We start from the raw sequence: 11,914 nt of genomic DNA, 5'->3' as shown, positions 1-11,914 counted from the left end.
GCTTCCTGGATGAAATCGATAGCGGCACGCGCGCGGCCGACGAGGCGGCCGCGAGGCGTGGCGATGTCAGAGCGCGGGAAGCAGGGCGGGGGAGGCGCGAGGGTTGACTAACGGCCAGCGTTGCTTGGGTAACGCTGGCGCGGGTTGCCTGGGCAAAGGGCGGGTGGCTTCGCCGGCAAGCAGCGCCAGCAGGCCGAAGAACGCGGCCAGCAGGGTGGCGCAGAACAGGCTGGTGATCATGCAGTCAGCGCCGCTGGGCATTGCCATGTCGTCGCTGTCGTGGCTGCTGCCGTGGTGGCTGCCGAACGCCGTGTCACTGCTGTCCGTCGCACACCATGCCGCGTCGCCCAGGCCACTCAGGCGCAGGCCGGCCATTTGCCCATGACCCATTGCACACAGCAATGAGCTGAACAGGATGCTGAAATACAGCACCCAGGCTATTTGCGAGCGGGTCTGGCGGGCCAGCTTCATCGGAAATGCTCGGATGGAGTGGGAACGGTTTAGGCGAGCGGATTCTACAGCCTTTGCATCATCTGAAAAGACCTGCTGGGAGGTTAGGAGCATGCGCAGGGGAAGGTAGGAATTTACACAGGCCGGCTCGACCTGGGCAGTTGTCCGTGGCGCACAGAAAACCTTAGGCTTCGTCGCAGCCCTGTCGAGGACACCATGGTTATCGAAAAAAAGATCAATACCGCTGCCGTGCGCATGACGTCGCTGGACCCGCTGGACCACGCCCTGGAGCTGCTGCACTTTGGCTTTCGCGGGCTGACGGTGGAAGCCGACGCTTACCTGGCGACCCTGGGTTTGTCGCGGGTGCACCATCGTATCCTGTACGTCATCGCCCGCGCCGAACACCTCAGCGTGGGGGACCTGGCGGCCACCCTGGGGGTCAGCAAGCAGGCGGCGCACCGCCCGTTGTCGCACCTGTTCGAACGCGAACTGGTGCACTACAGCCGCGAGCCGGGGCGGCACCGCTTCAAGCTGCTGGCGCTGACCGAGCCGGGCCGGGAGGTGGAGCGCAACGCCACGGAGCTTGAGCGCAAGCTGCTGCGCGAGGCGTTCGCCCAGACCGACGGGCACGGCCAGCAGGCCTGGCAGGCGGTGATGCTATCGCTGGCCGGGCACCTCAACCAGCGGTGATGCGTTCGCGCACCACGATGCACTTGGCCAGCGGCTGTATCAGGGCCTGCGGTGCCTCCTGCCAGGGCACCACGGTGGGGCTCACCAGCAGAGGATCGCAGCGCCCGCTGGCAACCAGGTCGAACACTTTCGGGATGTGCGGGCGCACGTGGCACACCCCTACTGACAAGGTGACATCACGCAGGTACATGCCGAACAGCGGGATCTTCGGGTCGTCGAAGATGATGCCGATACACGAGCAGTGCCCGCCTGGGGCCAGGGCCAGCAGGCCACGGTGCAGCGCGTGCGGATCCCGGGTGGCGCTGACCACCACGTCGTAGCGCTCGTCCAGCACCGGCTGCAGTTCCACGTTGGCACCGCTGCGCATCGCCAATTCGCGGCGGTAGTCGTTGTCGTCGAGGTAGTCCACGCTCGCAGCGCCCGCCGCGTTGGCCATCTGTACGGCCAGTACGCCGAGGCTCTCGGTGCCGCCGACCACCAGCACCCGGGCATTTTCCCGCGCAGCGAGCGGGCGGCTGGTGGCGACCCAGGCGTCGGTCAGGTTATCGCTGGCGCTGGCCACTGCCAGCGGGTCAAGAGCGGGCGGCAGCGGCACCAGCATCGCGTCTGCGAAGGGCACCTCGACAACTTCCGAAAACAACCCTCCCCAGTTGCCACCGGCCGGCACCCCATAGGCCGCCAGGCGCGGCACCGAGGTGCAGGCGGTGCCTCGTCCTGCGTGGCACTGCGGGCATTCGCCGCAGGCGATCTTCCAGGGCACCGAGACCAGGTCGCCACGGCGCACGCTGGCCACTTCGCCTCCCACCTCCAGCACCTCGGCCACGCATTCATGACCCAGGGCGAAGGGTGGCTTGAAGGGCGTGACCCCTGCGATCAGGCGCCGGTCCAGGTCGCATGAGGCCGAGGCGATGGGCCGTACCAGTGCGCTGCGAGCGCTGGACAGCTTGGGCGAAGGGGCTTGCTCCCAGGCCAGTTGCCCGGGGCCGCGTACGATCAGTTCGCGCATGGCATCACCCCCGAATGACGAAGGTGGTGGTGGCCTTGGCGTACAGCTTGCCGCTGTCGTCGACCACCTGCGCATCGCAGATCGCCAGGCTCTGGGTGCGTTCCACCACCCAACCCAGCACCTGATACAGCTGGCCGCTGCGCAGGGGGCGCACGTACTTGACGTTGAGGTCGACGGTGGCGTGGGCGGTGTCGGTTTCCAGGGTCGAGAACAGCGCCAATGCTGCAGCGCCGTCCAGGCAGGTGGCAGCGAAGCCGCCATGCACCGCGCCTGCCGGGTTGAGGTGGCGCTTGTCGGGGCGCGCATGCAGGGTGATGCGCCCTGGTGCCGCGTCCACGGCGGTCATGCCCATGGTCTGGCCGATAGAGGGCGCGGGCAGGTCGCCGCGGATCAAGGCGTGCAGGGCTTGCAGGCCTGAGGTAGGGGTGTCGGTCATGAACGGCTGCTCCGGTAGAGGGGTACGGATGCAAACAGGAACATGGCCACGCTAATGGCGCGGGGCGTTTCGGGTCAACAGTGTTGATATGACAAGGGCGGTGACGAATCTGCCGCCATCATGGCAGAACCGTCACGCTACCGGAGGCTGTGTTCCAGGGCCTGGAACAACGCCTGGTAGAGCGGTTGTACTTCCGGCAACGCCCTCGCGCGCAGGCAGCCATGTACCAGCCCCGGGCCTGGGAAGTAGCGTGCAGGCACGTTTGCCGCCCGAAGCCGCTGAACGTAGTGCAGGCCGTCGTCGCGCAGCGGGTCGAACTCAGCGACGCCGACGAAGGCTGGCGCCAGGCCGCAAAGGTCCTGGGCGTGCAAGGGCAGCGCCAAGGGCTGGCAGCGCTGCGAAGGGTCGGGCAGGTAGCTGGCCAGGCAGTCGTGCAGGTCCTGGGTCGACAACAGCGGGGCGTCTGCGCAGGCGTGGCGTGAGCCGGTGTCGTCGTCGCCCAGCGCCGGGTATACCAAGGCTTGCAAGCGTGGCTGGGGTTCACCGGCCTGACGCAGGGCCAGGCACAGGGCCGCGGCCAGGTTGCCGCCTGCGCTGTCGCCCAGCACTGCCAGGCGGCCACGGTCGATGGGCTCATGCAAGGTGCCGTCGCGTATCGCCCGCCAGGCCGCCAGGCTGTCGTCCAGGGCGGCGGGGAAGGGGTGTTCCGGGGCCAGCCGGTAGTCCACCGCCACCACCAGCAGTTGCAGGCGGGCGGCCAGTTCGGCGCAGAAGAACGCATGGGAGTCGAGGTCGCCCAGCATCCAGCCGCCGCCGTGCAGGAACAACAGCGCAGGCCAGCCACTGGCGGGCGCATCGCCTGACGGACGAAACAGGCGCAGCGGCGCCAGCCCCGGCAACAGCAGGTCGCGTACTTGCAGGTCAGGTGGCTGCGCCGGGGTGAAGGCGGCAGCCATGCGCGAATAGGCGTCGCGCTGTGCGGCCAGGCTGGCATCCCGCGCGGCGAAACTGCGGGTGTGCTCGATGAACGCCTTCATGCCGGCGGAGAGTGGATAGGGCGATGGGCTCACGGGACTTCCTTTTCCAGCGTGCATTCTATTGGGCTGCCAGCAAGGCCGGTGTGGCGGGCTTGCCATCGAAAGTGGTAACGCCGTCGAGCCAGGCCTGCACATGCTCGGGGTGGGCCTTGAGCCAGGCGCGAGCGGCGTCCAGTGGCGCGGTCCGGGCCAGGATTGGCTCCATCACCTCGCTCACGCCTTGGCTGGTGAACCGCAGGTTGTGCAGCAGCTTGGCGACGTTGGCGCATTGCTGCTGGTAGCCGGCGGCGGTCATGATCGAGACCGTGGCCGAGCCTTCGTCCGGGCCGAAGGCATCCTGGCTGCCGGAGAGGTATTTCATGTCGATCTGCAAGTTCATCGGGTGCGGCTTCCAGCCCGCAAACACCACCCACTCCTGCTTGTTCACCGCCCGCTTGACCGCCGCGAGCATGCCCGCCTCGCTGGACTCGACCCCTTGGAAGCCCTTCAGGCCGAACGTGTCTTCGCCGATCATCTGCGCGGTGATGCGGTTCATGCCGCTGCCCGGTTCGATCAGGTAGATCTTGTTGCCCAGCTTGTCGCGAAACCGGGCGATGTCGGCAAAGGTCTTCAGCCCGGCGTCATAGGCGTAGGCCGGTACGGCGTAGGTGGACTGCGCGTCATCCAGGGTGGCGGGGCTGATCACCTCGATCTGCTGTTTGTCCAGGTAGGGTTGCGCCACGGGGCGCATGGTCGGCTGCCAATAGCCGAGGAACACGTCCAGGCGTTTCTCGGCCATGCCGCCGAGGATGATCTGCTGCGAGGCGCTGGTCTGCTTGACCTTGTAGCCCAGCCCCTCGAGCAGCACGTGGGCGACGGCGCTGCTGGCCACCACGTCGGTCCAGTTCACCGAGCCCATGCGCACGTTCTGGCAGGCTGCAGGCTCTGCGGCCCAGGTGTTGCTGGTGATGCTCAACAGCGCGACGCAGGCGGCCGCAGTGATCGAACGCTTCATGACTTCTCCCCTAAGGCCTTTGCGGCACTGGTATTGGTTGTTCTGTCATGGCCTTGCGCAGCAGTGGCCGTTTGCCAGATTACGGGCGGCCTGCGACCAAATATCGCACCCTGGCGACCTGCAATTGAACCCAGGCGACCTGTGCCGGGGCCTTGGCAGGTGCTGGCTGGCACCATGAGACAACCCGCCGCGTTGACGGCGCGGTCGCCAATTTGTTTGCGCTGGCGTTTCAGTTACAATCCGCAACCGTTTCAGCTGCGCCCGTCAATCAGGCAAGGCTGTTTCGCGGAAGGGTTCTCTGGCTGCCGTACAATGATCACAACAAGCCTGCGCTGAAGAACAGAAATACCGGGGCCAGCCACAGGCCCTCCGTTCTCACTGACTGGAAGTGATCAATGTTCAAGAAAGCTGGCAAGACCTTGCTGGGTCTGGCCATCGCGGCGAGCTTCATGCAAGCGCACGCCGACGAGGCCAAGAAAGTCGATGTACTGCTGATCGGCGGTGGCATCATGAGTTCCACCCTGGGCGTCTGGCTCAGCGAGCTGGAGCCGAGCTGGTCGATGGAAATGGTCGAGCGCCTCGATGGCGTCGCCGAGGAAAGCTCCAACGGCTGGAACAACGCCGGTACCGGCCACTCCGCGCTGGCCGAGTTGAACTACACGCCAATGGACAAGGACGGCAAGGTCAACATCTCCAAGGCCATCGAAATCAACGAAGCCTTCCAGGTGTCGCGCCAGTTCTGGTCCTGGCAGGTTCGCCAGGGCGTGCTGAAGAACCCGCATTCGTTCATCAACACCACTCCGCACATGAGCTTCGTCTGGGGCGACGACAACATCGCCTTCCTGAAGAAGCGCTATGAAGCGCTGCAGGCAAGCCCGCTGTTCCGCTCGATGCAGTTCTCCGAGGATCACGCGCAGATCGCCAAGTGGGTGCCGCTGATGATGCAAGGGCGCGACCCGAGCCAGAAGCTGGCCGTGACCTGGAGCCCGATCGGCACCGACGTGAACTTCGGCGAGATCACCCGCCAGTTCGTCGGCCACCTGCAAAGCCGCGACAACTTCAAGCTCAAGCTGTCCAGCGAAGTGCAGGACATCACCCGCAACAAGGACGGCTCCTGGCACGTCGAGTACAAGAACCTGAAGGACGGTACCACCACTGCTACCGACGCCAAGTTCCTGTTCATCGGTGCCGGTGGCGGCGCGCTGAAGCTGCTGCAGAAGTCGGGCATTCCTGAAGCCAAGGAATATGCCGGCTTCCCGGTAGGCGGCTCGTTCCTGGTGACCGAGAACCCGACCGTTGCCATGCAGCACATGGCCAAGGCCTACGGTATCGCCTCGACCGGCGCGCCACCCATGTCGGTTCCGCACCTGGATACCCGCGTGCTGGACGGCAAGCGCGTGGTCCTGTTCGGGCCATTCGCCACCTTCTCGACCAAGTTCCTGAAGAACGGCTCGTACCTGGACCTGCTGAGCAGCACCACGATGCACAACGTCTGGCCGATGACCCGCGTGGGTATCGAGCAGTACCCGCTGGTGGAATACCTCGCAGGCCAGGTGATGCAGTCTGACGATGACCGCTTCGCTGCGCTGCAAACCTACTTCCCCGAGGCGAAGAAGGAAGACTGGCGCCTGTGGCAGGCCGGCCAGCGCGTGCAGATCATCAAGCGTGACGAAGAGAAGGGCGGCGTGCTGAAGCTGGGTACCGAGGTCGTGGCCTCCCAGGACCGTACCATCGCAGGCCTGCTGGGTGCCTCGCCAGGCGCCTCGACCGCCGCACCGATCATGCTCCACGTGCTGGAGACGGTGTTCAAGGAGAAGGTCGCGACCCCTGAGTGGCAGGCCAAGATCAAGGAGATCGTGCCGAGCTACGGCACCAAGCTGAACGACTCGCCGGCTGCGGTGCAGAAGAGCTGGAACTACACCGCCGAGGTGTTGCAGCTGGAGAAGCCTCCGGTCATCGACCAGAGCGTCGGCACCGGTACTGCCGGGCAGTCCACTGCACCGGTGGAAAGCAAGGCGGCCAACGACATGGCCCTGTAAGGTCCCTTGCGTCGGCGAAAGCCACGAGGTCGCCTGACGGCGGCCTCGTGGCTTTTTTGTTTGTGTGTGAGGCGGAGGAATCTCAGTGGTGCATGGCTTGGGGGCTTTGCCGCGGTTCGCGGTGAATGCATCGCGCTTCAATCATGTCGATTGACATTATTACTAATCATGTCGATCATCCTGAATATTCCCGCCGCCACGGACCGCTTCCATGAAGGTCAGCAGAGAACAGAACGCCTTGAACCGTGACCGGATCCTCGATTCGGCCAGCCAGCTTTTCCGCGAAAAAGGTTTCGACGGCATTGGCATCAACGACCTGATGCGGGCCGCAGGCTTGACCCGCGGTGCCTTCTACGGCCACTTCCAATCCAAGGACGACCTTATCGGCCAGGCCTGCAAGCAGGGCCTGGCGAACAACGCCGCCTACTGGCGCGCTACCCTCGATACCTCGCCCGACGGCGCCCTGGCGGCGTTGGCGAGCTTCTACCTGTCCGACCGCCACCAGCACGCCAGCGCCAAGGGCTGTGTACTGGCTGCCCTGGCGCCGGATGCCGCGCGCCAGGGGCCTGAGGTGCGCAGTGAGTTCACCCAAGGCGTGGAAGCTTTCCTCGGTATCCTCGAAGAATTGCTCGACGGCGACCGGCAACGGGCGATGGCCACGCTGTCCACCCTGGTGGGCGGGCTGGTGCTGTCACGTGCGGTGGATGACCCTGCGCTTGCCCAGGGCTTGCGCCACGCGGCGCAGCACGCCGTGACCCAGCAAGGAGCGAAGGCATGAGCCAGGTCGAATCGCTACGCCGGGTCAGCGCCGGCCTGCTGTTTCTGCTCGGCGGACTGGCCGCCTTGGGCGCGTTGTCGACCAACATCATGTTGCCGTCCTTTCCAGCCATCGCCCAGGCGTTGCAGGCCGACGCCCATGGCATGGGGCTGATCCTAAGCAGCTTCTTCATCACCTTCGCTGCCGGCCAGCTACTGGTCGGGCCGCTGGCCGATACCTTCGGCCGCAAGCCGGTGGTGCTTGGTGGGTTGCTGGTATTCGTGATCGGCAGTGCCATCTGCGGCTTGGCCGAATCGTTGCCGGTGTTGATTACCGGCCGGGTGGTACAGGCCCTGGGCGTGTGCGCGGTGTCGGTGCTGGCGCGGGCGATCGCCCGCGACCTGTTCGACGGCGAGGCGCTGGCCAAGGTGCTGGCGTTCACCATGGTCATCATGGCCTCGGCGCCAGGTTTCTCGCCCCTGATCGGCGGGCTGCTGGATACCTGGTTCGGCTGGCGCGCGGCGTTCGTGTTCGTCGGTACGCTCAGCGTGCTGGTGGGGGTTTTGTACGTTGTGCGGGTGGGCGAAACCCTGCCGTGGGTCATGCGTTCGCCCCTTTCCCTGGGCGTGGTCGCCCGTGGCTACCTCGGCCTGATCAGCGACTGGCGTTTCATTCGCCCGGCCCTGGCGGTGGGCTTGGTGATCGGTGCGCTGTACGCCTTCTTCGCCAGTGCGCCGGGCGTGCTGATGGGGCAGTTGGGGCTGTCGGCGTTGCAACTGGGGGTGTTCTTCGCGCTCACCGTACTGGTGGTTTTCGCGGCGGGGTTGCTGTCGCCGCGGCTGGTACATCGCTTTGGCGCTGGCAAGGTGATGCCGGTGGGGGCGGGGTTGGCGTTGCTGGGCGCGCTGCTGCTGATGACCTGGGCGCACAGCCTGACGCTGCCGAGCTTCTCGCTGGCGATGACGGTGTTCCTGTTCGGCATGGGGCTGGCCAACCCCGTAGGTACGGCGGTGGCCTTGCAGCCGTTTCCGCGCCAAGCGGGCCTTGCCTCGGCGCTGATCGGCTTTCTGCAGATGGGCATGGCGGCGGTCGCGTCGTCGTTGGCGCTGTCGTTGCCGCAGCTGGCCAGCGTGTCGTTGGCCCAGGTGCTGGCGCTGGCCACAGGGGCGGCGCTGGTGCTGTTCCTGCTGCCAGCGGCGCGGGAAAAGGTAGCGCCAGTTGCGGGCTGACGCCGCTCTAGACCGAAGCAAGAGGTGGTGTCTGGTAGCTGTGCATCGATGACGACCTGTTACGGGGCTGGGTTGAGCTGTAACTGCGGGAGCTGGTGGGCTGCGGTTCGGGTCGGTGTAGGCATTGCTTGCGAAAGCCTACCGCGGAGTATGGCCAGGGCTTTGCCCTGGTTCGCGAACAAGCTCGCTCCTACACGTCCTGCGCTGTTTCAGGAGCGGCGCCACCCCCTGTAGCGGGCTCGCCCGCGAACACCGGCGTAGCCGGTGCCATGCACCGAGGCGCTTGCGTTGTGCGCAAGTCGCAGCAGCAAAGAGCCCGTTGCACAGCCACTCCGGCGTGCAATCTAAGGCTTGCGTGAATTGTCGGGCCCGAGTGTAGGAAGCGTCTCTTTCGTTATCGCCTAGGCAATCCCTCACCTTGCACCTGCTAGGTTCCCAGGCTTTCAAGCAAAGGAACCTGCACATGCTTCGTGTCAATTTGAATGGCAAAGGCCAGGCGCTGGATGGCGATACCACGACCACCGGTGCCGTTTGTATTGCCAGCGGTGTTGGCTATCGCTCGAACGGTCGGGAGGTGCTGCGCCAGGGTGACAGCACCACGCCGTGCCCTGAGTGCGGCAAGGTCGGCACCATTGTCGAAGGGGTGCCGTTCTTCATCTCTAACGGCCGACCCGTGGCGGTGGACGGTGCGTTGGTAGATTGCGGCTGCCCCAGTGGCAACAACCGTGTCGTGGCGCCGCTGACCGGTGGGGTGCCGGTCGCACAACCATTCAAAACCTCTGCGGCGCCTGCAGCGCCCGCCCGGCCATTCCAGGCGCCCTCGGCATCACCCGCGAAGGCGTATTTCTCCCCAAGCGCGAGCGCTTCGCCAGCGGCACTGGAGCCTGGCTTCTACATCGTGCCGCGCAGCATGTCTGGCCCGCAGGTGCTGGCCCAATTGCTCACGCACGATTCAACGCTACCCATCGCCCGGCTCCAGCGCTTGAACCCGACCTTCGAGCAGGGTTTCAAGGCGGGCGAAATCTTCGTCATTGGCGACCCCGACAACCACCAATCCTGTACGCGTGAAGAGGCGCAGTTGATGCAGGCTGCTGAGCGTGCGCGTGAGGCGCTGGCGATGCTTAGCGAGGAAGAAGCCAACTTCATGATGGAGCACATCGGTGAGATTGCCGGGGTGTTGAGTGGGGCGAGCACGTCCATGGGGGTGGGCAAGGACATGCTGGAAAAGGGCCTGGGGCAGGTCCATGACACGCTCAAGGGCATCGAGGCGTTGCATCAGCGCGAGTTCGCGCTGCATGGCCATTTGAAAAGCCCCGAGTTCTTCGCGTCGCGCAGTGCGCTGTACCAGCAGTTGGATGCCCAGTTACGCAGTGCGTTTCTAGGCAAGTACCTGAATTTGGGCGGGCATGAAAGTTTACGCAAAGGCCTGGGCATCTCAACCAAGAGCTTGGTGCACCACTGGTCCAAGGCCGGAGCACCGGGGGCGATACCGGGGTATGCAACGCATCTGGATGAGGTGGCGAAGACGGCGAAGTATTTGAAGTATGGCGGGCGTGTCGCTGTGGGGTTGGGGGCGACTTCGTCTTACTTGAAAGTGCAGGAGGTGTGCAGAGCTGGAGAAACCGAGGAGTGCAAGAAGGTTAGGTTTACCGAGACGGGGAGTTTTACGGGTGGTTTGATCGGTGGCGTTTTGGGTGGCTCAGCAGGTGGCGTAGCTGTAAAGGCTGTTTGTAAATTTGGTATGTGGGGCAAAGCCATCTGTGGCATCGCGTTGGTTGGCACGGGTTCTTTCGCAGGTGGGGAAGGCGGTGGCGGTGCGGGGGAGTGGATCGGCGAGATAGTTTATGAGAATAGTGATGATTGATATGAGTGACGCACCCGCTGCGCTGCGGTTGGCCTTGTTGGGCATACCTTTTCTAGTGCTAATTATTGGTGGGGTTCTAAATATTTATGTGGCGACCCCTCGTAACTTTAGTGTCATGTGTCATGCCTTTCGCCGTAGCAGCGGGCTCTATGAGGAAATTGCGCTCTGGGGGACTCTAGGGTTGAAGTCACGAATGATTATTGTCAGTGCCATGAGCCTTGGTTTGATATGGCCATCGCTTGGGCTCCGTCGTGGATGGTTAAATGCCGAAGACAGCAATGAGTTCCCCGTTTATTTGAAGCGAATAATGAAAGTTAGTAGTTATTGCTTGGTTGTTGGTTTGATAGTGATGGTGGCTCTAACGTCTTTTGTAAAGTTCGTTAAGTCATGATTTTTGGAGAATGAATGTAAGGCGCCCGTGTCCGGTTTCGATGACAAGATCATCGCCATGTACGCTCGTGGAATGACGGTCAGAGAGATCCGGGCCTTTCTGTTCGAGCAGTATGGAACCGACGTTTCACCCGACTTCATCAGCCTGAATATGGGCGGGCATGAAAGCTTGCGCAAAGGCCTGGGTATTTCCACCATGGGCTTGGTGCACCATTGGTCCAAGGCCGGAGCACCGGGGGCGATGCCGGGGCGGTGGCGCGACGGGTGAGTGGGCTGGCGAGATAATTTATGAGAATACTTATGATTGATATCAGCGGGGCACCCGCTACCCTCCGTTTAGCCTTGTTATGCATACCTTTCTTGGTGATGAGTGTTGGTGGGGTTCTAAATATCTATGTCACGACCCCTCGAAACTTTAGTGTCATGTGCCACGCCTTTCGCCGCAGCCGCGGGCTCCACGAGGGAATTGCGATGTGGGGCACTCTAGGGTTGAAGTCTCGAATGATTACTGTCAGTTCCATGAGCCTTGGCGTGATATGGCCATCGCTTGGGCTCCGTCAGGGATGGTTAAATGCCGAGGACAGCAATGAGTTTCCTGTACATCTGAAGCGGATAATGCAAGTTAGCACTTATTGCCTGGTTGGAGGGGGCTTGACAATGATAGCTCTAACGTCTTTTGTAAGGTTTGTTAAATCATGACTTAAGGCGCCCGTGTGGTTCTTGTCAGCCCTATCGCAAGGGCTGATAAGAACGGATTCTGCTAGTGCGACCTGGTTCTGGCAATCGCCAATGTCATCCATGATCGCTTTGGCAAACGCACTCAGGTAATTCGCCGCGCCCAGCAACTTATGGTCATTCTCCATATCCCCTTCATGCACCAGATGCTTGATGTACCCCAGCAGTACCGAAACCTGTTCATAGGCATCATCGAACGGCACGCCGGGTGTAACTCGGAACAGGTGCATCGACTTTTCACCCGCTTCACAGAATGTCTCGACGCCAACGGTCACGTCGGGTTTAGT

At 63.3% G+C, this 11,914-nt stretch carries 11 protein-coding genes and 2 pseudogenes; 7 read left to right on the top strand and 6 right to left on the bottom strand.

Features of this window, described 5'->3' with window-relative positions; genetic code table 11:
* Positions 1-66 precede the first annotated feature (66 nt).
* Positions 67-471 carry a DUF2946 family protein gene (locus RAC97_RS23475; RefSeq protein WP_375102009.1) on the bottom strand — a complete coding sequence of 135 codons (405 nt, stop codon included), beginning with the start codon at positions 469-471 and terminating at the stop codon, positions 67-69.
* 195 nt (positions 472-666) lie between these two features.
* Here RAC97_RS23475 and RAC97_RS23470 point away from each other — a divergent pair, with 195 nt between their 5' ends.
* Positions 667-1,140 carry a MarR family winged helix-turn-helix transcriptional regulator gene (locus RAC97_RS23470; RefSeq protein WP_375102010.1) on the top strand — a complete coding sequence of 158 codons (474 nt, stop codon included), beginning with the start codon at positions 667-669 and terminating at the stop codon, positions 1,138-1,140.
* On the opposite strand, the gene RAC97_RS23465 is transcribed toward RAC97_RS23470, so the two are convergent.
* From RAC97_RS23465 to choX, 4 genes are all read right to left on the bottom strand, one after another.
* On the bottom strand, positions 1,127-2,146 hold the full coding sequence (locus RAC97_RS23465) for a zinc-binding dehydrogenase (protein WP_375102011.1): 1,020 nt from the start codon (positions 2,144-2,146) through the stop codon (positions 1,127-1,129). The two genes, RAC97_RS23470 and RAC97_RS23465, sit on opposite strands and share 14 nt — an antisense overlap.
* Before the next feature lie 4 nt (positions 2,147-2,150).
* Complete coding sequence (locus RAC97_RS23460) at positions 2,151-2,582, bottom strand: PaaI family thioesterase (RefSeq protein ID WP_375102012.1); 432 nt, start codon at positions 2,580-2,582, stop codon at positions 2,151-2,153.
* A 137-nt stretch (positions 2,583-2,719) separates the two neighbouring features.
* Positions 2,720-3,619, bottom strand: coding sequence for an alpha/beta hydrolase (locus RAC97_RS23455; protein ID WP_375102019.1), 900 nt, complete (start codon positions 3,617-3,619; stop codon positions 2,720-2,722).
* A gap of 58 nt (positions 3,620-3,677) precedes the next feature.
* Positions 3,678-4,613 (bottom strand): choline ABC transporter substrate-binding protein, encoded by a 936-nt coding sequence (gene choX / locus RAC97_RS23450; RefSeq protein WP_375102013.1) that lies wholly within the window; start codon positions 4,611-4,613, stop codon positions 3,678-3,680.
* A 395-nt stretch (positions 4,614-5,008) separates the two neighbouring features.
* Here choX and mqo point away from each other — a divergent pair, with 395 nt between their 5' ends.
* The 6 genes and pseudogenes from mqo to RAC97_RS23420 all read left to right on the top strand — a co-directional run.
* Entirely contained in the window at positions 5,009-6,652 is a 1,644-nt protein-coding gene (gene mqo, locus RAC97_RS23445) for a malate dehydrogenase (quinone) (protein ID WP_375102014.1), read from the top strand.
* 211 nt (positions 6,653-6,863) lie between these two features.
* A complete protein-coding gene (locus tag RAC97_RS23440) occupies positions 6,864-7,430 on the top strand; it encodes a TetR/AcrR family transcriptional regulator (RefSeq protein WP_375102015.1) in 567 nt (188 codons plus the stop codon).
* Positions 7,427-8,638 carry a multidrug effflux MFS transporter gene (locus RAC97_RS23435; RefSeq protein ID WP_375102016.1) on the top strand — a complete coding sequence of 404 codons (1,212 nt, stop codon included), beginning with the start codon at positions 7,427-7,429 and terminating at the stop codon, positions 8,636-8,638. Before RAC97_RS23440 ends, RAC97_RS23435 begins: the two co-directional genes overlap by 4 nt.
* Positions 8,639-9,101: 463 nt before the next feature.
* On the top strand, positions 9,102-10,502 hold the full coding sequence (locus RAC97_RS23430) for a PAAR domain-containing protein (protein WP_375102017.1): 1,401 nt from the start codon (positions 9,102-9,104) through the stop codon (positions 10,500-10,502).
* Entirely contained in the window at positions 10,495-10,893 is a 399-nt protein-coding gene (locus RAC97_RS23425) for a hypothetical protein (RefSeq protein WP_375102018.1), read from the top strand. Before RAC97_RS23430 ends, RAC97_RS23425 begins: the two co-directional genes overlap by 8 nt.
* Before the next feature lie 30 nt (positions 10,894-10,923).
* Positions 10,924-11,037, top strand: a pseudogene (locus RAC97_RS23420) (transposase); the annotation flags it as partial.
* 622 nt (positions 11,038-11,659) lie between these two features.
* On the opposite strand, the pseudogene RAC97_RS23415 reads toward RAC97_RS23420, so the two are convergent.
* Positions 11,660-11,914: pseudogene (locus RAC97_RS23415) on the bottom strand (DUF3077 domain-containing protein); the annotation flags it as partial.

This window comes from Pseudomonas sp. LS_2 (assembly GCF_042709235.1).
Classification (GTDB): Bacteria; Pseudomonadota; Gammaproteobacteria; order Pseudomonadales; family Pseudomonadaceae; genus Aquipseudomonas.
The sequence above is the reverse complement of the archived record's forward strand: the minus strand, read 5'-3'. Positions and strand labels throughout refer to the sequence as shown.

What these genes read in the sequence shown, in the direction of transcription:
- RAC97_RS23440 (WP_375102015.1), top strand. Translation starts at nt 6,864, where the DNA reads ATGAAGGTCAGCAGAGAACAGAACGCCTTGAACCGTGACCGGATCCTC.
- RAC97_RS23470 (WP_375102010.1), top strand. Translation starts at nt 667, where the DNA reads ATGGTTATCGAAAAAAAGATCAATACCGCTGCCGTGCGCATGACGTCG.
- RAC97_RS23425 (WP_375102018.1), top strand. Translation starts at nt 10,495, where the DNA reads ATGATTGATATGAGTGACGCACCCGCTGCGCTGCGGTTGGCCTTGTTG.
- RAC97_RS23430 (WP_375102017.1), top strand. Translation starts at nt 9,102, where the DNA reads ATGCTTCGTGTCAATTTGAATGGCAAAGGCCAGGCGCTGGATGGCGAT.
- RAC97_RS23475 (WP_375102009.1), bottom strand. Translation starts at nt 471, where the DNA reads ATGAAGCTGGCCCGCCAGACCCGCTCGCAAATAGCCTGGGTGCTGTAT.
- RAC97_RS23465 (WP_375102011.1), bottom strand. Translation starts at nt 2,146, where the DNA reads ATGCGCGAACTGATCGTACGCGGCCCCGGGCAACTGGCCTGGGAGCAA.
- choX (WP_375102013.1), bottom strand. Translation starts at nt 4,613, where the DNA reads ATGAAGCGTTCGATCACTGCGGCCGCCTGCGTCGCGCTGTTGAGCATC.
- RAC97_RS23455 (WP_375102019.1), bottom strand. Translation starts at nt 3,619, where the DNA reads ATGAAGGCGTTCATCGAGCACACCCGCAGTTTCGCCGCGCGGGATGCC.
- RAC97_RS23460 (WP_375102012.1), bottom strand. Translation starts at nt 2,582, where the DNA reads ATGACCGACACCCCTACCTCAGGCCTGCAAGCCCTGCACGCCTTGATC.
- mqo (WP_375102014.1), top strand. Translation starts at nt 5,009, where the DNA reads ATGTTCAAGAAAGCTGGCAAGACCTTGCTGGGTCTGGCCATCGCGGCG.
- RAC97_RS23435 (WP_375102016.1), top strand. Translation starts at nt 7,427, where the DNA reads ATGAGCCAGGTCGAATCGCTACGCCGGGTCAGCGCCGGCCTGCTGTTT.